15 protein-coding genes are annotated in these 23,722 nt (G+C 36.3%); 11 read left to right on the forward strand and 4 right to left on the reverse strand.

Annotated features, from left to right (window positions below; translation table 11 throughout):
• Positions 1-836 precede the first annotated feature (836 nt).
• The 4 genes from ACKU4N_RS09935 (at position 837) to glgP (ending at position 9,732) form a co-directional block, all read left to right on the forward strand.
• Entirely contained in the window at positions 837-2,771 is a 1,935-nt protein-coding gene (locus tag ACKU4N_RS09935) for a glycogen debranching enzyme N-terminal domain-containing protein (RefSeq protein WP_321322738.1), read from the forward strand.
• A 7-nt stretch (positions 2,772-2,778) separates the two neighbouring features.
• A complete protein-coding gene (locus tag ACKU4N_RS09940; RefSeq protein ID WP_321316078.1) occupies positions 2,779-4,089 on the forward strand; it encodes a glycosyltransferase in 1,311 nt (436 codons plus the stop codon).
• Positions 4,090-4,093: 4 nt separating this feature from the next.
• Positions 4,094-5,380: a glycoside hydrolase family 57 protein gene (locus ACKU4N_RS09945; protein WP_321316080.1), complete on the forward strand. Its 1,287-nt coding sequence runs from the start codon at positions 4,094-4,096 to the stop codon at positions 5,378-5,380.
• Positions 5,381-5,496: 116 nt separating this feature from the next.
• On the forward strand, positions 5,497-9,732 hold the full coding sequence (gene glgP / locus ACKU4N_RS09950; protein WP_321316081.1) for an alpha-glucan family phosphorylase: 4,236 nt from the start codon (positions 5,497-5,499) through the stop codon (positions 9,730-9,732).
• A gap of 269 nt (positions 9,733-10,001) precedes the next feature.
• On the opposite strand, the gene ACKU4N_RS09955 is transcribed toward glgP, so the two are convergent.
• The 3 genes from ACKU4N_RS09955 to ACKU4N_RS09965 form a co-directional block, all read right to left on the reverse strand.
• A complete protein-coding gene (locus ACKU4N_RS09955; protein WP_321316083.1) occupies positions 10,002-11,099 on the reverse strand; it encodes a methyltransferase in 1,098 nt (365 codons plus the stop codon).
• A 166-nt stretch (positions 11,100-11,265) separates the two neighbouring features.
• Positions 11,266-12,966: an alpha-amylase family glycosyl hydrolase gene (locus ACKU4N_RS09960; RefSeq protein ID WP_321316084.1), complete on the reverse strand. Its 1,701-nt coding sequence runs from the start codon at positions 12,964-12,966 to the stop codon at positions 11,266-11,268.
• Positions 12,967-12,968: 2 nt separating this feature from the next.
• Complete coding sequence (locus ACKU4N_RS09965) at positions 12,969-14,981, reverse strand: alpha amylase C-terminal domain-containing protein (protein WP_321316086.1); 2,013 nt, start codon at positions 14,979-14,981, stop codon at positions 12,969-12,971.
• A 271-nt stretch (positions 14,982-15,252) separates the two neighbouring features.
• Here ACKU4N_RS09965 and ACKU4N_RS09970 point away from each other — a divergent pair, with 271 nt between their 5' ends.
• The 7 genes from ACKU4N_RS09970 (at position 15,253) to modC (ending at position 23,388) form a co-directional block, all read left to right on the forward strand.
• On the forward strand, positions 15,253-17,802 hold the full coding sequence (locus ACKU4N_RS09970) for a phosphoenolpyruvate carboxylase (protein ID WP_321316088.1): 2,550 nt from the start codon (positions 15,253-15,255) through the stop codon (positions 17,800-17,802).
• 96 nt (positions 17,803-17,898) lie between these two features.
• Entirely contained in the window at positions 17,899-18,603 is a 705-nt protein-coding gene (locus ACKU4N_RS09975; protein ID WP_321316089.1) for a hypothetical protein, read from the forward strand.
• Between the two features lie 403 nt (positions 18,604-19,006).
• Positions 19,007-19,711: a Crp/Fnr family transcriptional regulator gene (locus tag ACKU4N_RS09980; protein WP_321316090.1), complete on the forward strand. Its 705-nt coding sequence runs from the start codon at positions 19,007-19,009 to the stop codon at positions 19,709-19,711.
• 158 nt (positions 19,712-19,869) lie between these two features.
• Complete coding sequence (locus ACKU4N_RS09985) at positions 19,870-20,535, forward strand: protein-methionine-sulfoxide reductase heme-binding subunit MsrQ (protein ID WP_321316092.1); 666 nt, start codon at positions 19,870-19,872, stop codon at positions 20,533-20,535.
• A gap of 228 nt (positions 20,536-20,763) precedes the next feature.
• Positions 20,764-21,543 carry a molybdate ABC transporter substrate-binding protein gene (gene modA / locus ACKU4N_RS09990; RefSeq protein ID WP_321316093.1) on the forward strand — a complete coding sequence of 260 codons (780 nt, stop codon included), beginning with the start codon at positions 20,764-20,766 and terminating at the stop codon, positions 21,541-21,543.
• Between the two features lie 2 nt (positions 21,544-21,545).
• A complete protein-coding gene (gene modB, locus ACKU4N_RS09995; RefSeq protein ID WP_321316095.1) occupies positions 21,546-22,241 on the forward strand; it encodes a molybdate ABC transporter permease subunit in 696 nt (231 codons plus the stop codon).
• Positions 22,242-22,293: 52 nt separating this feature from the next.
• On the forward strand, positions 22,294-23,388 hold the full coding sequence (gene modC / locus ACKU4N_RS10000; RefSeq protein WP_321316098.1) for a molybdenum ABC transporter ATP-binding protein: 1,095 nt from the start codon (positions 22,294-22,296) through the stop codon (positions 23,386-23,388).
• Positions 23,389-23,452: 64 nt separating this feature from the next.
• Here the strand turns inward: modC and ACKU4N_RS10005 are convergent, their stop codons facing one another.
• Complete coding sequence (locus ACKU4N_RS10005) at positions 23,453-23,692, reverse strand: DUF3820 family protein (protein WP_321316099.1); 240 nt, start codon at positions 23,690-23,692, stop codon at positions 23,453-23,455.
• Positions 23,693-23,722: the final 30 nt, after the last annotated feature.

Genomic DNA, 23,722 nt, shown 5'->3' on the forward strand with positions numbered 1-23,722 from the left:
AGTACTCCGTCAGGCTGCTGCGATTTTAGACTAACCGGTATTTATAGGTTTGAATCCTTTCGTAAGCGATTGCTGTTATGCTGTTTTGCATCACCCCAAACTCCTAAAGGAGCTTAAAAAAAACAGCAGATGTAGCAGGTCCCCTTTAGGGGATTTAGGGGTGGTTTCGAGCAGTGAGTTTTAATGATTGTTGTGAGGCAGAGCACTGTGAGGGTAAAATTTGCGAATTATGAGTTGCGAATTTGTACCTTATGAAATGTTTATACCAAAATGATTTTGACACACAGGGGCATGATTGTTCCAGCATGGCAGGTTCTCCCGATAAATTCGGGACAGGCTATATGGTAAACTTAAAATTATAGTCATATGATATAACGTAAGCCATGTATCCTTTTTTTCCACAGAGGCACCGAGTGTGATTTTATAATTGGTGTAATTTGCAGTTTATGCTTTATGGGGCAGTCAATGTCTGTTTAAAAAAAACAGTTCAATTTCTTAATTAAAGAAAATATTCCGCAATTGACTTACTGCCTTACTGTGAATTATTTACTGCCGCAATTTTTCATTGGATATTTATATTTTCGATTTTTTACCGCATTTATAACGTTATAAATATTCCTTTTTCTGTCCGGCAGCGTTTGCATGCAAATTGATGAAAAAACAATATGTTAATTGTGCAAAAAACGAACAAAAAATTCACAAAAAAATAATATAAAAAAGGACGGTAAGGCGTTATTATTCGGAATAAAATCAATAACTTTAAGGAAAATCCAACTTTTTTTTATGATAAGATGGCTATCTAACCATTTGTAAATCAATCCTAACATCGTTTGCGTATGGACTACCTCAAGTTTGATAAGGCTCAATTGGTAAATACCGAGTATTCTTTAAAAAAAGAATACATTAGAACCAATCGTGCTGGCTCTTTTGCCAGTTCAACTATTATTAACTGCAACACACGAAAATATCATGGGCTGTTAATATGTCCAATAGATCATTTTGGTGGAGATAATCATGTGTTGTTATCTTCCTTGGATGAAACAATAATTCAGCATGATGCTCCTTTTAATTTGGGAATCCATAAATTTCCAGGCGAATACAGTCCGAAAGGAAACAAGTATGTGCGTGAATATATCATGGATCCAACTCCTACAATAATCTACCGGGTAGGGGGTGTGATTTTAAGAAAGGAACTTCTTTTGGTTGAAAAAGAACAACGTGTTTTGGTTCGGTATACTTTGCTCGAGGCTAATTCTCCAACAACACTTCGATTACAACCTTTTTTGGCTTTTAGGAACATTCATTCCTTAACCAAAGCAAATTTGGATGCCAATACCCGATCAGAAGACGTTGACAATGGGGTTAAGATCCGTTTGTATCAGGATTTCCCATATCTATACATGCAGACTTCTGTTGAATCAGAGTTTGTTCATGTGCCCGATTGGTATTACAATGTAGAGTACAAGGAAGAAAAGAAAAGAGGATACGATTGTCATGAGGATTTGTTTGTTCCCGGGTATTTTGAGATGAATATTAAAAAAGGAGAATCAATAGTATTCTCGGCCGGTACAAAAGAGATTTCCCCTAATGCAATATCCAAACAATTTACTTCTGAAATAAAGAAGAGAGTCAACCGCGATAGTTTTGAAAATTGTCTGGAAAATTCTGCCGTTCAGTTCTTTTCAATAAACGGTAAGGGAACAGGAATTATTAATGGTTTCCCCTGGTTTAGTACCAGCGAACGAAATACCTATTTGTCCTTGCCGGGATTGACTTTGGCACGAGGCGATCAGAAGACTTTTCTGGATGTGTTTAATACGGTATTTAAGCGGGTTTGCAATCGCTTTTCAATGGATCCGGCTATTAATGGAGGAAGGTTTTCGGTTGATGTTCCTTTATGGTCATTTTGGACGCTGCAAAAATACATTGAAGCTGGTGCAGACAGAAAGGAGATTTGGAAAAAACACAGCAAAAAGATTAAGGAGATATTGCAGTACTACAAACATGGATCGAACTTGGCCATCAGCATGCATGAAAATGGAATGCTATGGATAACAGAGCAAGGCGTAACCTGGATGAATATCAAGCATCATGGGCTTTGTTTGAATCGGCGTATGGGGTATGTTGTTGAGATTAATGCGCTTTGGTACAATGCCATTTGTTTTGCATTGGAAATGGCAGGGGAAGCTAAAGACAAAGAGTTTGCAACGGAATGGTCAGGTGTTAAAGAAAATTTGAAAGAATCATTTATTGAAACCTTTTGTGATGAAAGTAAAACGTATCTGGCCGATTATGTAGACGATACTCATAAGAGTTGGGCTGTTCGCCCCAATCAATTATTTGCAGTATCACTGCCCTATTCCTGTCTTTCCGACGATCAGAAGAAAGGTGTGCTGGATGTAATTGAGAAGGAGCTGTTAACGCCAAGAGGTTTGCGGACACTTTCGCCTAAAAATCATGAATATGTGGGTGTGATTGCAGGAAACGAGGAAGAGAGAAATAGGGCTTTCCACAATGGATCTGTTTTTCCTTGGTTGATCGGACATTTTGCTGAAGCTTATTTAAAGCTTTACAAATTGGGGGGTGAGACTAAGATTCAAAGATGGTTGGCCGTATTTGAAGACAGTTTGCTCGAGCATGGAGTGGGCACTGTATCTGAAATTTACAGCGGAAATCCGCCTCACAAGCCAAATGAGGCTACTTCTTATGCGTTGAGTGTAGCAGAAGTTATTAGAGTGAATAAAATGTTTAATGAATCATCTTTAAAATAGTCTTACTATGAAAGTTTTAATGTTTGGGTGGGAGTTTCCACCTCATATTTCTGGCGGATTGGGTACGGCTTGTTACGGATTAACTAAAGGCTTGGCAAAAATTGATGATTTAGATATTGTTTTTGTAGTCCCAAAAGCACACGGTGACGAAGATCAGAGTACAATGAGTCTGGTTGGTGCCAATTCGGTAACTATTGGGCAGGTTCAGTCTCATGTCGAAAAATTTAAATCTCAGCATACCTATCTGGAGGTGGAATCGCAATTGGTACCCTATAATGATCCTGATGAATATTATACGTTTAGGAGTCAGGATTTGTATGGAAAAAATAAGTTGATTAAAGTTGATAAGGAGGGGAAGCTGGAATTTAGCGGAAAGTACGGTGCCGACCTTATGGAAGAAATCTATAAGTATGCGTTTGTTGCTTCATCAATTTCTGCAGATCATGAACATGATGTGATTCATGCACATGACTGGCTTTGTTACCCTGCAGGGATAGCTGCAAAAGAGGTGTCGGGAAAACCATTGGTAATTCATGTACATGCCACCGATTTCGATAGAAGTGGAGGAAATGTAAATCCAAAGGTTTACGAGATAGAAAAAAAGGGAATGGATGCCGCCGATAAAATTATTGCCGTGAGCAATTTGACCCGCAATATTGTGATCGAAAAATATGGACAGGATCCCAATAAGGTGGTTACTGTTTACAATGCTGTTGAACCTGTTTCAATGGAAGAAAAGCTTAAAATTAAAAAAGGAGTAAAAGAAAAAGTAGTGACTTTTTTAGGGCGGATAACCATGCAGAAAGGGCCGGAATATTTTGTTGAAGCAGCTTATCAGGTTTTGAAAAGAACAAATGATGTGCGGTTCGTAATGGCTGGCAGTGGGGATATGCTGGAGGAAATGGTAGACCGGGCCGCTCAATTGGGAATAAGTGATAAGTTTCATTTTACGGGATTTTTAAAGGGAGATGATGTGTTTAATATGTTCCTTTTAAGTGATGTGTATGTAATGCCTTCTGTATCTGAGCCATTTGGGATATCTCCCTTGGAGGCGATGCAATCAAATGTACCGGTTATTATATCGAAGCAATCAGGAGTTTCAGAAATACTGACTCATGCTGTAAAGGTAGATTATTGGGATATTGATGCTATGGCCGATGCCATTTACGGAATTATTAAATATGAAGCTCTTTCGAAAGTTTTTAAGGAAGAGGGTAAAGAGGAAGTGGATAATTTGAAGTGGGCCAATGCGGCTGTTAATGTTCATGATGTCTATGTTTCCGCAATCAAATTATTCGAACCATTAGTAAAAAATTAAGATTATGAAGGCACTTTGTTTATATTTTCAGATTCATCAACCCTTACGTTTAAAAAGATATCGTTTTTTTGATATTGGCAATGATCACTACTATTACGATGATTATACCAATGAGTCGATCATGAGAAAAATTGCAGATGAGTGTTATCTGCCTGCAAATAAAATTGTTTTGGAATTATTAAAAAACAACAAAGGCAAGTTTAAAATATCATTTTCTATCACGGGCATTGCCTTGGATCAACTCGAGCAATATGCACCGGAAGTTATTGATACTTTCAAAGATCTGGCCAAAACGGGAGATGTTGAGTTTTTAGCAGAAACTTATTCTCATTCTCTTGCTTCATTAATCAATAAAGAGGAGTTTGTTCAGCAAGTTACAAGTCACAGCGATAAAATAGAAGCTCTTTTTGGAGTTCGGCCATCTGTATTTCGAAACACAGAAATGATTTATTCGGACGAAATTGGAGAAATGGTTTCCAAAATGGGGTATAAGGCAATTTTAACAGAAGGAGCCAAGCACATCTTGGGTTGGAAGAGTCCAAATTATTTGTACTGCAACGCAATCAATCCCAAGCTAAAAGTTTTAATGCGTAATTACAAACTAAGTGATGATATTTCATTCCGGTTTTCATCTGAAGGATGGAAGGAATGGCCGTTAACAACAACTAAATTTGTTGGCTGGCTGAATGAAATGGATGAAAAAGAAGATTTTGTGAATATATTTATGGATTATGAAACCTTCGGTGAACATCAGAAGAAGAAATCTGGAATTTTTGAATTCTTAGCTCACCTTCCTCAGGAGGTTATTTCGAAATCGAAATATAAATTTGCAACTCCTTCTGAGCTTGCTTCTGAATTTCATCCAATTGCCCAGGCGCATGTGCCTAATGCAATTTCATGGGCAGATGAAGAGCGTGATTTGTCGGCATGGCTGGGCAACAAACTTCAGGATGAAGCTTTCCGAAAATTATATGCATTACGTGACGATGTTGCAGCTGTAAATGATGACCGAATTAACCTGGATTGGAAATTTTTACAAGCCAGCGATCATTTTTACTACATGTGCACCAAGTTTGCTTCTGATGGTGATGTGCATTCTTATTTTAATCCGTACAGCTCACCTTACGATGCATTTATTAATTATATGAATGTATTAAGTGATTTTCAGATACGCTTGAAATTGATTAAAGATGGTTTAGCCCTTGATCCCGAAGAATTGCAATATCAAATTTCACAAAAGGATGAATTAATTGCTAAATATGAAAGGGAGCTAAGTGAATTGAAAAATTAATCCTTAAAAAGGAAATCGTAAAAAATGTTCAGTTTATTAGTAATTATCAGATTTTAATGTAGTCAACACTTTAGCTGGGTCTAATAGCTAAAAGTAATTCGTAATGATATATGGGTATGGATAATAGGGATGTAATTCCGGATTTTATATTTGAAATTAGTTGGGAAGTTTGCAATAAGGTAGGTGGAATTCATACGGTTATTTCTACAAAGGCCTTGTCGCTTAAACCAGTGTTTAACGATCGGATCATTTATATAGGACCGGATTTTAATAAAACCGAACACCGGGAGAAAGAGTTTCAGGAAGATGAAAAATTGTTTCCGGAATGGAGAGAGAAATTAAAAGCTGATGGTTTGTCGGTTCGGATTGGATATTGGAAAATACCGGGAAAACCAATTGTGTTTTTAATTGATTTTTCGGGTTTTCTGGCGAAGAAAGATGCTATTTACAGTCAGTTGTGGGAAATTTACCGGTTGGAATCCTTATATGGACAGGATGATTATAATGATGCTGCAATGTTTGGTTATGCAAGTGGTAAAGTCATTGAGAGTTTTGTACAGTTTAATGATTTGTCGAAAAATAAAATAGTTGCTCAGTTTCATGAGTGGATGACAGGTGCCGGACTCTTGTATTTGAAAGATCAAGCGCCTGATATTGCAACAATTTTCACGACTCATGCAAGTATGCTTGGACGGGTATTGGCCAGTAATTATGAAAATTTGTATGATAATCTGCATCATTTTAATCCAATTGAAAAGCCAAGACAGTACAATGTTACGGCCAAATGCTCAATGGAAAAATGTGTTGCTCTGGCAGCAGATTGTTCTTCAACTGTGAGTGATATCACAGCACGGGAATGCAGGCAATTTCATGGGCGCGCTGTAGATGTGGTGATGCCAAATGGTTTTGAAGATGATTTTGTACCGAATCCCGAACAGCTTGAAATTACCAGACAGAAATCAAAAAAAGAATTCACGAAAGTAGCCGAATCGCTTTTGGGTTATGAAATAAAGGAGAATACATTGTTTGTAGGAACAGGTGGTCGTTACGAGTTCAAAAACAAAGGTCTTGATGTGTTTTTGGAAGCTTTGGCCCAATTGAATGCAAATAAATATATGGATCGTGATATTGTAGCTTTCTTTTTGATTCCAGGAGATCAGCGGGGTCCCCGAAAGGATTTACAGGAGAATTTGGCGGAATATCCGAAAAAAAAGTTTCTGACAAAACCTTATTTAACCCATAACCTGGGCAATGAAGACAGGGATGAGATCTTAAAAAAGATCAAGTCTTTGGGTTTTAGTAATGGTGAAGATGAGAGAGTTAAAGTTATTTTTGTGCCAACCTATCTGGATGGAAAGGATGGCATATTTAATAAGTCTTATTATGAGCTTTTGATGGGATTGGACCTGTCAGTTTTTCCATCTTATTATGAACCTTGGGGATATACTCCAATGGAGAGTGTTGCTTTTAGCGTTCCTACCATAACAACTTCATTATCCGGATTTGGACAATGGGTTCAAATGATTGGAGAGGCAGACAAAGGCGGCGTTGCAGTTGTGGAACGAAATGATTCCAATCGAAAAGAAGTTGTAGAAAATATTTCTTCTCATATATTTAATTTTTCAACAAAATCAGAGGATCATATAATTCGGTGCAGGGAAAATGCAGGCAGTATTGCCAAAAGGACGTTGTGGAAAAATTTTATTGGAAATTATTACAAGGCTTACGAATTAGCAATCAAAAATAATATGAAAAAGGAAAACGAATCACCTGTGCAGGTTTTGGTTGAAAATCATTTGAACGTACCAAAAAGCAATCAAATAAGTTGGCGGAAATTAATTATTGAGACCAATCTTCCTAAGGAATTACTTGGACTGGAGGAATTGTCTAAAAATTTATGGTGGTGTTGGAATTATAAAGCTATTGACCTTTACGAATCGGTGGATTCCAAGTTATGGCATAGTTGTAAAAAAAATCCAATTTTACTACTTAAGCAAGTCTCAAGTGCACGAATGAAAGAATTGGCGGCTGATGAGTCTTTTATGCAAAATTATACTGCTGTAATTCAGGATTTTAAAAGCTACATGGCCGAAAAGCCGGCCGAAGGACAACCTAAGATTGCTTATTTCAGTATGGAGTACGGTTTAAATAATAACCTGAAAATTTATTCCGGTGGATTGGGAATATTAGCGGGCGATTATTTAAAAGAAGCCAGTGACTCAAATGTGGATATGGTTGCGGTTGGTTTTATGTATCGGTTTGGATATTTTACCCAGCGTTTATCTTTAAATGGCGAGCAATTGGTTGAGCTGGACGAACAAAAATTTTCTCAGTTGCCAATAAGCAGGGTGAGAGATAGTTCTGGTTTTGCAAAAACCATTTCTTTTCCTTTGGAAGGAAGAACTGTTACAGCAAAAATATGGAAGGTTGAAGTGGGTAGAATTTCCTTATATCTTTTGGATACGGAAACCGAAATGAATGATGAGCAAGATCGTTCTTTAACTCACCAACTATATGGAGGCGATTGGGATCACCGGATTAAGCAGGAAATTCTTTTGGGAATGGGAGGTATCAAAACCCTCGATGCTGTTGGTATCAAGCCTGACTTATACCATTGCAACGAAGGACATGCGGCATTAATAAATGTAGAACGTTTGATTAATCTGATTTCTGATGGTTATCAATTCGAAGTAGCCTTGGAAATCGTAAGGGCTTCTTCTCTTTTTACTACTCATACGCCGGTACCAGCCGGACATGACACTTTTTCTCCTGATATGATCAGACATTACCTGTCTTATGTTCCTGAAAAATTGAAATTAGGATGGGATCAATTTCTTGCTCTGGGCAGAGAAAATCCATTGGATTATAACGAGAGATTCTCAATGAGTAATTTGGCCGCCAATACGTCGGTTGCCATGAATGGAGTAAGTATGCTTCACGGCAAAATTTCTCAGGAAATGTTCAATAATCTTTATCAGGGATATTTTCCTGAGGAATTGCATATTGGTTACGTAACAAATGGAGTGCATTATCCTAGCTGGACTGCAAAAGAATGGAGAACCTTGCACGAACAGGAATTTGATAAAGGATTCTTAAATGATTTGTCGAACAAAGAATATTGGAGAAAAATATATGATGTTGCAGATGAAAAAATCTGGGCGATAAAAAATGTATTGCGTAAAAAACTGATTGATTTTGCGAAGGATCGGTTCAAAAAGAATTGGATTAAAAGATATGAGGATCCTCGTTCTTTAGTTGAGATTATGAATTCGATAGATGAGAATGCTCTTACCATTGGGTTTGCGCGTCGATTCGCCACCTACAAGCGTGCTCATTTATTATTTAGTGATATAGAGCGATTGGCCGAACTTTTAAATAATCCTGAAAAACCAGTGCAATTTATTTTTGCGGGGAAAGCACATCCTGCGGATAAAGCAGGACAGGATTTGATTAAGCGAATTGTTGATGTGTCTCGTCGTCCTGAATTTGAAGGGAAAATTTTATTCCTTGAGAATTATGACATGGAATTAGGCCAGCGATTGGTTAAAGGTGTTGATATCTGGATGAACACTCCAACCCGTCCATTGGAAGCTTCCGGAACATCGGGTGAAAAGGCTGTTATGAATGGAGTTCTTAATTTTAGTGTTCTCGACGGATGGTGGCTGGAAGGTTATCGTGAAGGAGCAGGATGGGCACTGACTGATAACAGAACCTATGAAAATCAATCGTTTCAGGATGAATTAGATGCACAGACAATTTACTCAATGTTCGAAAATGAAATAATACCTCTGTATTATAAGCGTGATGAGAACAATATACCGGTTGACTGGATTCAGTACATTAAAAAATGTATAGCTGAAATTGCACCTGAATATACAACCAAACGTATGATTGACGATTACAAAAATCATTTTTACAGTAAAATGCATCAACGTGTTCTGAAATTAAAGGAGAAAGACTACGAAATGGCAAAAGATACTGCCAAATGGAAAAAGAAAATTCTTACAGCATGGGATCATATTGAAGTGGTTTCTGTGGATGCACCAAGTACTCCGAAACACAAATATTTGTCAGGTGAAAATTATCATGTAGAAGTTGCACTTGATTTAAAGGATTTGATTGATGAAGATATTTGTGTTGAATTGGTAATAAGAGCAACCATAGATCCTCAGAAACCTGGACCGATTCGAACTGAACAATTAATTCTTGACCGTAAGGTAGATTCACTGGCATTCTATCGTTTGGATCTGGTGTTGAATGATCCGGGAATCTTCGATTTTGGATTGAGAATGTATGCTTGTAACTGCAACCTTCCGCATCGTCAGGATTTTAACTATGTAAAATGGATTTAGAATAAAATAGGTATGAAAAAAGGCTGTTTCAATTTTGAAACAGCCTTTTTTTTGTATTTGGAACTAATGAAATTATTTTTTATTAGCTTTTTTCTCTCTTTTTTCTTCTTTTTTTTCTTTCGCCGTTTTTGTCGATTCCTTTTTAACGTTTTTCTTAGCGTCTTGTGACTTAGCCATGATATTTTAAATTAAGTTTCTATTTTTATTACTTATAACGAGTTACTTCAAATTTACGAAATAAATTGGCATTTAACATTTTTTGTGTTTGGTTAAAGCAATTTTAATACCCATAGTTCTATCATTTCTTCGTGGCGCCAATTTTGATTTCTTTTTGTATTCTTTGAAGCTGATCTGACTTTTTTATGCAAAAGTAATTCTTTTTCAAAACGACCGCCTTCAGCCAATTCTTTTTCGATAGGGTGACTTTGCTTCTGATTTGTAATTTGTGCCAGATTTGAAAACAGAATTACAACACGACCATTAAGTCTGGTGTGTTTTTTTGCTTCTGCAAAAAAGCGTGGAAACAAATCTTTTTCATAGTAGATCGCATTGTCAATTCCTTCCGATTTGTTTGATGCCGGCAACCAGGGAGGATTAAATACAATTAAATCTGATTTGCTGTCGTTTTGGGCAAATAAATCTCCGAATAAAAGTTCTATTTTCGAGTTTAATTTGCTGTTCTTCAGACTTTGTGTCAAGCCAATAATTGCATTCGGATTGTTATCTGTACCACAAACCTTCTGAAAACCATGCTTCAACAGTTGAAAACTTAAAATGCCAGAACCAATTCCAACATCAATAGCAGATTTTTTTTCTCCCTTGTAACGTTCCAACCATTTATCGAATAGCTTTAAATGTTCAAATCGGGTAGGGAAATAGGTGCCATAAAACGGATGTATTTTTCTGTCGATAACAGGAATGAAAATACCTTTGTCGTACCATTGCCACGAACTGTTTAATCCTTGAACCTGAGAAAATGGCAGCAGAAATTCAGTGAAATCAGGATATAGAGTTTCTAACCAGCCAATTTCCGGAGCTTTTCTAACCGTGAGTTTGTTGTTTGTTATGTGCAGAAGCAGTTTATGAGAAAGCTCGCGATAAGTTTTGCGCAATTCACGTTGTCCCTTAAACGATTGATCCGTATATTTTTTCTCCAGATGTTTTTTTAATTCGCTGAGTACAGCAAGTCCGCTGCTATAGTAATCAACAATTAAAACCGAATAGCCTTCAATAAGTGCATCTACGGCATCCATAGGATCCATGCGTCTTTTGTAGGGAACCACCTCGATATCTGCAACAATTGGTTCTGGTCTGTTTACTGATATTTTTTTACCTGATATGATCAGCTCTAATTCGTTCTTTAACATTTCTTATTTGTTTTTCGCGTTTAGCAAAACCAAGGTCAAACTCCTAAGCAATGTTTATTTCGCAGTTGATTTTTAAAAATTGTGTAAACGTAGTACAATTACTGATGATATTACGATCTATTCACTCAATTAATTGCAATAACAGCATATAAATCAGTGATTTTTTTTAATATCTAATTTCAAACAGAAGATATTGATAGCCGGGAATGTTTAGAGCCAGTCCTTTTCCAGATGTTTCTTCACAGGTTAGATTAACTTTAGCATTTGATTGTATATTAACAAAGCTCAATTCTATCGGACAAGGAATATTCATTGTTTCCAGGGCATGTGTTGGTATTTTTACCTGCAAATGTTGAGTGTGATCATCGAAATTACAAATCACCAATAGTTTTTGATCAGCAGTATGTCGCAGAAAAGCGTAAACTTTATCCGAATTAAAAATGTTTGAATCTGTGTTTTGCCACATAATGTCATAAAATTCACCAAAGACAATAGCCGGAAGTTGTGCGTATTTTAGAATGTCCTCATAGGCTGTTTTCAGTTTTTTTTGCTGATCAGATAATAAATCACCATCGAACTTACCATTATTCATCCATTTTTGATGTTCTGGTAAATTCCAGTAATCGAATATGGTAGATCGTCCATCAGATCCGCTGTAACCGGATACTTCCATTCCTGTCTCGGCAAATTCCTGTCCTGAATAAATTAGTAAAGGTCCTCGGTGCATGCAAAGTGACAGGATCATCCCGGGAAGGGCTTTGATAGGATTGGAAGCGAAATAGGGTGAAGCAATTCTTTGCTCATCGTGATTCTCCAGAAATCGAAGCATGTATTCGTCCAGATTATTTAAGGATTGCCAACATTGTGAAATATCTCTTGCCGGGCGTTCTCCGCGGATTACTCCTTTTAGAGTATCGTACAAACCTACTTTGTCGTACAAATAATCGAATTTTCCGTTTTTAATATAGGTTTCGTACAAATAAGGATTGTATACTTCAGCAATAAAAAGGATATCAGGAAATACCGATTTTATTTCACCAATAACCCAATGCCAAAATTCTACGGGTACCATTTCGGCCATATCACAACGGAAAGCATCAATTTCTTTTTTTGCCCAATAGAGTAAAATGTCTTTCATTTTCAACCAAGTATCTGGAATTGGATGAAAATGAGCGGAGTGTCCATTCAGGTAATCAACGCCATAATTTAGTTTAACGGTTTCGTACCAATCGTTAAGTTGCGGATGTGCAGTAAATTGATCATTTCCGGTTGTCTTTGCAGGAAATTCCTGATAATCTGTATTTGGAAACCGATTTCTTATTTCATCAGACAAATGCAATTCTTGGTGTGGCAAATAGTAGAAATTGTTAGTGGCCGAAAATGCTTTACTATTATCATCATGGTCACCAAAATCAGAAATACCTTCCGGTTTTGCATCCGAATGATATTCCCGGGCCAGATGATTGGGAACAAAATCGATAATTACCTTCATATTGTTCTGATGGGTTCGGGCAACAAGATCTTGAAACTCCTGAATTCTATTATTTACATCCTTTGCCAAATCAGGATTCACATCGTAATAATCTTTAATTGCATAAGGAGATCCTGCTTTTCCTTTAATCACTAAAGGATTTCCATGAGGGATTCCAGCATCAGGATAAGCTTCAACAATCGCATGCTCGATGATTCCGGTATACCAAACATGAGTAATTCCAAGTTTTTTTATTTCCTGTAGTGCAGTGTTGCTGATGTCATTGAACTTTCCGGTTCCATTTTCACTTCGGGAGCCATCAACAACAGGCTTCGTGTTTTTGTTTCCAAATAAACGGGGAAGCAATTGATATATAATTGGTTTGGGAATGCCCATATTTAAAAGATACTTTTTGATGGAATATACTTGAATACCAAAGCTGTTCTACTTGGTAAATAAAGGTATACCCTGTGGTTTTTCGACATTGAAACTTCAGGTTTGGAATAGTAAAGCAGGCTGCCATCCACACGATCGAAGCCTCCATATTTATTCTCGTCTGAATTAAGTACAAGCTGATATTTTCCTGATTTTGCTGGAATTCCGTAATAAGTAAACGATTCGTTTGGATTGAGATTGAAAACAAATAGTAAATCTTTTCTCAGAATAGCCAAAATTTGATTTTGCTCATCCGATTGAACGCATTTAATGTGAGGTTCGTTCATGAATTCCTCTTTGTTTTGTAATGCGATCATATCCCTGTCAAATTCGTTTAAATATTCGAAACGTAAGAGGTGATTGTCGACTAAACTCCATTGGCGCCGTGCATGTTTGTAGGACCAATTATTTCCGGCGCGGGGAAAATCAATCCATTCGGGATGGCCAAATTCATTCCCCATAAAATTTAGGTAGCCATTTCCGGAACAGGAAAAGGTTAGTAGTCGGATTAATTTGTGAAGAGCAATTCCACGATCGACCACTAAGCTTACACTTGATTTGTCCATGCTGTCATACATTGACTTTTCAATTAAACGGAAAATAAGCGTTTGATCGCCAACCAAAGCCTGATCGTGAGATTCTGCATAGCTAATGGTTTTTTCTTCGGCTCGTTTGTTGGATAATTCGTAAAATATATTGCCTACATTCCAGTCTTCATCATGTGTTTCCTTAATCAGCTTGATCCAATAATCGGGAATTCCCATGGCTAATCTAAAATCAAAACCCAAGCCTCCATCCTCCAAAGAAGATGCTAAGCCGGGATATCCGCTCATTTCTTCTGCAACACTAATCGCATTGGGATTGTATTCGTGAATCAACTTGTTGGCTAAGCTTAGGTAGCAAATTGCATCCTCATCTTGTCCGCCGTCAAAATACATTTCATAGCTTGTAAAATCTCTCGATAAACCATGATCGTAGTAAAGCATACTTGTCACGCCATCAAAACGATATCCATCGAAATGATATTCTTCCAACCAGTATTTTATATTGGATAACAGAAGGTGAAGAACTTCATTTTTCCCATAATTGTAACACAAAGAATCCCATGCTATGTGTTCTCTTCGTTCATCTGCATGAAAAAATTGATGTGGCGAACCATCGAAATTACCAATGCCTTCCAGTTCATTTTTTACCGCATGCGAGTGAACGATATCCATAATCACCATAATGCCTAAGGAATGTGCTGCATCAATTAGTTGTTTCAATTCTTCGGGCGTTCCGAAGCGGGAAGATGCTGCGAATAAGCTGGAAACATGATATCCAAAAGAGCCATAGTACGGATGTTCCTGAATGGCCATTAATTGAATGGTATTGTAACCGGCGCGGTGAATTCTGGGCAATACGAGTTCACTAAATTCCTTATAAGTGCCAACGCTTTCTTTTTCTGTAGCCATTCCAATATGGGCTTCATAAATAAGAGGCGATTTGTATTTGACTCTATTGGTATCAAATTTCCATTCAAAAGGCTTTTCGTTTTGCCACACTTGAGCTGAATAAATAAGTGTATCAGGATCTTGTACCACTCGTGTGCACCAAACAGGAATACGTTCTCCTTTTCCTCCCGGCCAATAAATCAGTAATTTATATAAATCAGCTTGTTTTAATGAAGCTAACGGTAGTTTCAACTCAAAATTACCATTGGCAATTCTTTCGAATTGATAGTTCGTTTGCTCTTGCCAGTTCGAAAATTCACCAATAAGATACATTTTATCGGCATTTGGAGCCCATTCCCGAATAATCCAGTTTTCAGAATCTTGATGGAGACCATAATAATGATGTCCATTGGCAAAGGCTGAAAGCGTAGTTTCTGTTAGTTCCTTTTCCTTTTGGAAAGCTGCATTTAATCTTTTTTGAATCACATATTGATAATCGTATAACATGGGATCCGAGTCAACTATTTTAAGATGTTTAATCATAAGCGGTATAAGAGTTCCGGATTAGGAAGTAAGTTGTTGGTGCAACAAGTTTAAAGATACAATTTATCTGATGTAATTATTTTAAAAAGGAGTGAAGTTTTTGAGATTTTTTCCTTGCTGATAAAGAGGTTGAGTTGTGTGAATGCAGCAGTCTTTGTCCAGCAGCAAATATTTCTGAAAATAGTTTATCTCCTCGTTAATTTCAATCTGTTTTCTTATCTTAATCGGATCAATTGATATATGTATATGTACGGGGGAGAAATATAATTATATGAGATCAGAGAAATTTCAAAATGAAGTTGATTTAAAGTACAAATTGTACAACAGTATATTTTTGACATTGCCATTGGATGGTATTCATAAAACGGGAATATTAATTCCCATTTTAAAAGAAGAATGCTCGAAGGGATTGGAGACAGGAAAATCACCGGTTGAAATATTCGAGGATTTTTTTGAGAAGCAAACCTCCTTTAAAACAGAGGAGGAAGAATTTGATTTCATGTTTCGGGTAATTCATTACATCGAAAGACAGGTGGTTTTGCTGGATGCCGTGGAGGATGCAGTCTTTGGCAAAATGAATGATTTAGATGGTGCCGGCAGTTTGAAAGCATTAAAGTCGAAGATCAAACAAACCGGTAAATGGGAGGATTTTAAAAATGATTTAGAGCATTTTGCTGTGCGGGTTGTGTTAACTGCTCATCCTACGCAATTTTATCCCAGCACTGTTCTTGCCATTATTAATGATTTGATAAAAGCCATTCAAAAAAGCGATTTACTTCAAATTAAGTTATTGCTTACCCAGTTGGGGAAAACACCGTTTTTTAAGAAGGAACGTCCTACGCCATATGATGAGGCAAAAAGTTTGAGCTGGTATCTTGAGAATATATTTTATCAGTCGGCTTCCGATTTGTATTCAGAATTGTTAAAAAGCGAAGACTTTTCTAATGAAAAGGTTGGTTCTGTAATCTCATTTGGTTTTTGGCCGGGAGGCGACCGTGATGGAAATCCTTATGTAAATACTGAAACAACACTGAAAGTTGCAGAAAGACTTCGGTATATTTTGTTTTTGAATTATTACAAAGATTTGAGACTTTTGCGCAGGCGCTTAAGCTTTAAGGGGGTGCATGAGTTAATTGTGAATTTGGAAGAAAGGGTTCTTACTGCTTTGAATGATAGTGATAAAAGTGCAGGAATCACTCTTGCTGAGATTACTGATTGTTTGAATAAAATTGAGAGAATATTAGTGGAGCAACACGATGGTTTCTTTCTCGATTTATTGAGGAAGTTTCAGAATAAAGTGAAACTGTTTGGTTCTCATTTTGCTAATATTGACATCCGGCAGGATAGTCGGATTATTGGTAAAGCTTTTGATGTTTTGTGTAAATCTTCTACCTTTTTAACGAATCAAATTGGCGATGTTTCTCTTGAAAGTTTATTTGAAGTAAAAGGATCGGTTAGCTATTTTAAAACAGAAGATGAGGTGAGCAGAGACACGATAAGTGTTTTTTCCACAATGAAAGAGATTCAGGAAAGAAATGGAGAATTGGCTTGTAATCGGTTTATCATCAGTAATTGCCAAACTTCGGTTGATGTGGCCCGGGTTTATGCTATGGCTAAGCTTTGTGCCTGGGAAGGTACTTTACCATTAGACATTGTACCACTATTCGAAACGATTGATGATTTGGAGAAAGCGGATGAAACAATGAGGAAATTGTTTGAAAATAAGGTGTACTATCAGCATTTAGTTTCGAGAGGAAAGAAGCAAACCATTATGCTTGGTTTTTCTGACGGGACCAAAGATGGTGGTTATTTTTCAGCAAATTGGAGTATTTATAAAGCAAAAGAAAACATTACACGATTGGCACGTGAAAAGGGAATTGTAGTTGTCTTTTTTGATGGGCGTGGGGGACCTCCGGCACGGGGAGGAGGGAACACACACAAATTTTATTCTTCTCTGGGAAATAATATCGAAAACCAGGAAATACAGGTAACCATTCAGGGTCAGACGATTAGTTCGAAGTTTGGAACCAAGGCATCGGCTAAATATTATCAGGAATTACTGATTACCGCCGGATTGGGAAACCGTTTGTTCGAGGATCAAAGCAAACAATTTTGTACAGAGGACAGAGAAATAATGGAGGCTCTCTCACAATACAGTTTGGAAGAGTATCAGCGATTTAAATCATCGGATAAGTTTGTGCCTTATTTAGAGAAAATGAGTGCCTTGAAATACTATGGAGAGGCAAAAATTGGAAGTCGCCCCAGCAAACGAAATGCATCATCCGAATTAAACTTTGAAGATTTACGGGCAATTCCTTTTGTAGGAGCCTGGAGTCAGATGAAGCAAAATGTACCTGGTTTTTTTGGTGTTGGAGCATCTATAAAAAGATTGAAAGAAGAAGGACGAATGGAAGGGTGTAAGAGTTTGTATACTAATTCTCTGTTTTTTAGAACTTTGGTTGAAAATAGCATGCAGTCAATAAGTAAATCTTATTTTTCATTGACTCAATACATGAAAAAAGATAAAGAATTTGGTGAATTTTGGAATTGGATTTATAAAGAATATCAATTGAGCATTGATATGTTGTTGGAAGTATCCGGACAAGAAGAGATTATGGAATTATCATTGGAATTAAAGGATTCTATTCATTTACGGGAAGAGATTGTATTGCCTTTGATATGTATTCAGCAATTTGCTCTGATGAAAATCCGGGAGATGGATTTATCTGGGAATATTGATCAAAATAAATATAACATACTGCAAAACTTGGTTATTCGATCACTTTATGGTAATATTAATGCCAGTAGAAATTCAGCATAAATAAGTTTAAGAAATATTACTCAATACTAACAATTTTCTAAGTAGAATATCGTTTTCTTTGTAATTGAGAAACGAATTAAAACAAAAAGAATCCCAATGAAGTTGTACAAAACATTATTTTCAACCGTCCTTTTCATCTTGTTTTCATTTGCAATATTTGCACAGACAACAGAAACTGCTGCCGAGGTAAAAACAGAAGTGAAGAAACAAGAAACAGCTAAGCAGGAGCTTACTGCTCCGAAAGTTGAGAAACCTGTCGTAAGAAAGCCTGTAAAAGCTTATCTTGATGAAGGAACCATTAAAGAGCAGTTTGATTATATGATGACAAAATCCAATCGGTATGAAGATTATAAAGTTGTTAAAATCAGCTCTTTAGAGAAGTTTCAATTGAATGTTACTGATTCGTTGAACTTTGTGAAAAAGAATTTGTTGGATACAAAATCTTTACTTGAAAATCAAAATGATGAAATTACTTCCCTAAAAAAAGAATTGCAAACAGTAAAAAATCAATTGGAAGAAACGATTAATTCAAAAGATAGTATGAACCTAATGGGAATGCAGCTTTCAAAATCAAGTTACAGCACCATTATGTGGGTTTTAATATTAGGATCGCTTGGGATTGCCGGATTGTGCTTCTTCTTATTTAAAAGAAGTAATATTGTAACAGTTGAAACCAAAGAAACATTGGAGGAGGTGCGTGAGGAATTCGATACTCATCGTAAAAATGCACTTGTGCGTGAGCAAAAATTGGCAAGAAAACTTCAGGATGAGGTGATAAAAAATAAGAATTTAGGTTTGTAATAATCTAATTTTATAGCAGTAAAAAGAGGATCGTCTGAATAGTCGATCCTCTTTTTTATAAGCCAGATAAATATAATAGTAAGTGTTTTAAATTGGTTTTTTATTGAAAAAACTTTTTAAAAAGAACATCACACCAACAAAAGATAAAATCACAAGAGACAGCCCAAATTTACAATAGAACCCACAGTAAAATTCATCCTGAGCTCCCAATTCAAAAGCTGACCATCCAAAGGCAATAAGTATTACATAGTCAATAAATATTATTGAGCTAAGGAGTAATAATATAAGGATCGCTTTTTTCATGATTCCTTCGCTTATTGTAAAGTTACAACCTAAGTTATGGATGTAATAATTACTTATTGTGAATGTTTTATCATATCTTTGTGATATATATTACATCATTATGTTACTACAACCTAACACTTCTGTTTTTTCGAATTGCGAAACTTGTATAGACAAATCTTGTGCTGTTCAAATGCTGTCTAACGATGACTTGTCTTTGTTAAGTGATAACTATCATGAAGCTTCATTTGAAAAGGGAGAAATCATATTGTCGGAGGGTTCTTTAGCGGATCATGTTGTATACTTAAGAAGTGGTCTTGTGAAAGAATATGGGAAAGGTGATCAGCATCAGGAATATATTCTGCAGCTTATTAAGCCTCATTCTTATTTGGGCTTACATTCTATCTTTAGCAACAGCATAACTCACTATTCTTACATGGCTTTAACCAATGTAACCGTTTGTTATATCAAGCTTTCTGTTTTTTCTTCGTTTATTAAAGAAAATGGAAGGTTTGGTTATGAGATATTGTCTTCGGTATGTAACGATAGTGTGAGGAATTACCATCGTTTTATTGATCAGCATCAAAAAAAGATTTTTGGCAAAGTTGCCGATGCTCTTTTGTATTTCTCAATTGTGATTTTTAATTCCCCTAATTTTGTTTTACCTCTTAGTCGTAAAGAAATTGCTTACATGATTGGCACCAGTCGAGAGAGTGTGTCGAAGCAGATTTGCGGTTTTGAATCTGACAAGATCATAAAGGTAAATGGTCGTTGTATTTCAATACTGGATATGGATAAATTAAAGCAGATTAGCCGTGTAGGGTAATTTGTTCCTTTTTTAATACCTATATGTAGGTATTTATCATCTCTTATTTTTTCCCCATCTTTAATTATTGAAAAGAGCACCAGCTTTCTGTTTTGGGCTTTTTTTGTTTTTATATTGCCTCTGAAAAAAGAGGCTGCGTTACTAATTTTGAATTTTATATGAATTGGCTAAAGAAAAACAGGGGATGGATTTTAGTTTGCATCATTGCGTTTGTGCCTTTGTTGAGCTTGTACGAATTGGCAAATTTTAATTTTGAGGATAACAGTTATGATTTTCTCATTTTTGATGATTACGAACTATCTCCCAAATTAGCTGAAAAAATGGATGTTGATGCAATACCAGGAATTAAATATGCCATTCATATAACAGGAGAATGGGCCATTCGTTTTCTAATTGCCATTTTAATGTGTACTCCTGTACGTATTCTTTTTGGGTGGACAAGTAATTTGCGAACTCGTCAGGCCATCGGCATATCAACAGGTGTTTATGTTCTTTTACATTTTACTTTTTTTATAAAGTACGAGGGATTCTTGGCCATTTTTAGTGAAGTAAAACTTGTGCCTGGATTCTTGGCTGGAATTATTGTTTTTGCATTAATGATTACATCCAATAAAAGATCAATGAGATTCCTGAAAAAGACTTGGAAAAAACTTCATAAATTGGCTTATGTAGCTGCTGGTTTGGTCGTTTTGCATGTAATTTTGCTTAAAGAAGACTGGCTTGTTTATTTTTGTTTATTGGGGTTGGGTTTTATAATTAGGTACAAACCAATACGTTCTCGTTTGGAGCAGTTACGGGCTAAAGATGCCAAAACTTTTGTTTAGATTTGTTATCAAACTAATTTTGTCGGTATTTTAATAGTAATATTTCCGTTTCATTTTATCTTGTTTCAAGTTAATTTTACAGCTTGTTGTCAAAAAAATTTAAGGTCAGGATATAACAACTGGTGTGTTGTGTTTTCTTTTAAAGTGATCTTCCAATTCTTGAAAGCCTTAATCTTAGGAAAAATTGCTATTTTCAGGTCTTCAAAACCCAACTAAATTTATTTCCCTATGAAATTATTGTTGAAAGCGAAGATAAAATATCTCTTTTTGCTCCTATTTGTTTTTTTACTGTCATGCTCACCTCATAATAAATCCACCAATTCAATTAGTGTTTTTGCAGCAACAAGTGTTACCGATGTGATGAATGAAATTGCCCAAGAGTTTAAGAAGGAGACAGGAATAAATGTTCGTTTGAATTTTGCATCATCGGGTATATTGGCCAGACAAATTGAAAGTGGTGCCGAGTTCGATTATTATGTTTCTGCAAGCAAGGACTGGATGGATTATTTGGATTCTTTACAATTGGTTGATCGAAATTCGATTACGAGCCTGGTTGAAAATAGAATGGTAGCTATTGTACCCATTGAGAATACGGATTTGTATCTGGATTCTGTTTCGATAGTTGATTTCCCCGATTTATTCAAAGGTCGAATTTCCATTGGCGATCCTGCTCATGTGCCTGCAGGTAAATATGCTATGCAAATCATGATCAATAATTCGTGGGAAAATAAACTTGCAAAACGAATATTGCCTGCTAAAGATGTCAGAGACGCACTTTTTATGGTTGAGATGGGTGAGGTGGAAATGGGAATGGTGTATTTATCAGATGCACAGAAATCTAAAAAAGTAAAAATGGTTTATGAGTTTGCAGTGAAAGACTGTGATCCGATGTTGTATTATGGTTCAGGTAAGGTTAAATCAGATAAAAATCTAAAGGCATTTATTTCTTTTTTAAACGAGGATAAAGCCAAATCTATTTGGAAAAAAAATGGTTTTAAAATAGACTAATTATGGAGCATTGGTTTGTATTCTCGGAAACAGAAATGAGTGCAATAGGCCTTTCTTTTAAAGTGGCTTTATGGTGTGCTGTTTTGGTTTTACCCATTGCTATTTTGATGGGCTGGTGGTTGGCCCGAAAAACTTTTCGGGGAAAATCTTTAATTGAAGGATTTATCAATTTACCCCTGGTTTTACCGCCGGTTGCTACAGGTTTTATTCTGTTGCTTTTATTAGGTACAAAAGGACTGATTGGCCAATGGTTGAATGAATTGTTCGGAATCAGGATCGCCTTTACTTATTATGCTGCAGTAATTGCTTCTATGATTGTTTCTTTTCCATTGGCTGTGCGTGCCATTCGTCTTTCCATTGAAATGGTGGATCCAGGATTTGAAGAAGCAGCGAAAACTTTGGGGGCAAGTACTTTTCAGAGTTTTGCAAGAGTGACTTTACCATTAGCTTTGCCTGGTATTATAAGTGGTTTTGTTCTTTCATTTGCAAGATCGTTAGGTGAATTTGGAGCCACCATTATATTCGCAGGAAATATTTCAGGCGAAACTCAAACCATTCCATTGGCTTTGTTCAATCAGATTCAAATGCCAGGAATGGAAAGTTCGGCATTTAGATTGCTTATGGTTGCAGTGCTTTTTTCTTTTTTGGCCATGGCTTTTTCCGAATATTTAGTGAAGAAATTACACAAGAGAAATTAAGCTTGATAAATTCTATTGTAAGAATTAGTTTTAATCGAAAAATCAGTTGTTTATGCACGCTTTGTCAGCACATTTAAAACGTAGTAAGGGTGATTTTTCTCTGGATATTGAAGTGGATTTTATTCAGGGAATTACTGGGATTTTTGGGCCGTCGGGAGCAGGTAAAACAACTTTAATGCATTTGTTGGTTGGTTTGGAGCATCCAGATGAAGGGTTCATGAAAATAGAAGATACTACTATGGTAGATACTTTTAAAAATATTTGGGAACCGCCCCGAAATCGCAAAGTTGGATATGTGTTTCAGGAAGGAAGATTGTTTCCGCACATGAATGTTCGGAAAAATTTACTTTTTGCAGCAAAATACATCCCGAAAGGGAAACAAGTAATAGAATTTGCGGAGATGGTTAATTTGCTGGAACTAAATAATTTGCTTGAGAAACGGCCTAAACAGTTATCAGGAGGTGAGAAGCAACGAGTGGCCATTGGGCGCGCTTTACTTAGTTCTCCCAAGCTTTTACTGATGGATGAACCCTTTTCATCCTTGGATGTGAAGTTACGCCGGCAGATTATTCCTTACCTGATTAAGATCAATCGAAAATTTAACATTCCAATGTTGGTGGTTAGTCACGATTTGCCTGATTTGTTGAGCTTAACACGGGAGTTGTTTTTGCTTAAAAATGGTCGCGTTGTGGGGCAGGGTAACTACCTTGATTTACTTGAGCAGGAAAATATGCTTGAACTAATGCGTGGTGCAGGTTTGATGAACGTTATACAATTTAAGGTTGAAGCTCACGGCAAGAAGAACGGATTGACCATTCTATCAAACAAATACGCAAGTGAAGAAATTAGTATTGAGAGGGAAATGGTTCTTGATTGTTGCCAAATTGGTGATGAAATAAATGTGTCGCTTCGTCCTGAGGATATTGCTTTAACATTGGCGAAAATTCCAAATATCTCTATTCGGAATCAGTTGCCGGGAACGATAGTAAAGGTGATTCAAAAAGAGAACCGCAACTACTGTCTTGTTGATGTCGGCTTTAAATTATTGGTTTCGATAACTCATGCTTCCCTTTTAAAAATGGAACTTTCCGAAGGGAAAAAAGTGTGGTGTTTATTTAAATCAATGGCCTTGCAAACAAATTTTTAGAGTAATTTATGAATCGATCCTTTTTGAAGACATCCGTAAAAATTTATTTTTAATTGCCTAATTCTCACTGGTACTTCCTGCAAAGCGGTCTTAACATTCCCTCTAATCCGTTTAGTTTTATTTCGTACATGGATGCAAGCATTTCGCCTAATTTTCCAGGAGGAAAACCTTTTTGCCGGTACCAAACCAAATAAGGCTCGGGAATATCAATCAGATATCTTCCTTTGTATTTCCCATAGGGCATTCTCATTCGAATTAATTTAATTAACTCTTCATTCATAAAATCCCCATCTATATTTTCCATATCGTTTTGTAAATTGTTCTGCACAAAGAT

It is taken from the genome of Labilibaculum sp. (assembly GCF_963664555.1).
Lineage (GTDB): Bacteria > Bacteroidota > Bacteroidia > Bacteroidales > Marinifilaceae > Labilibaculum.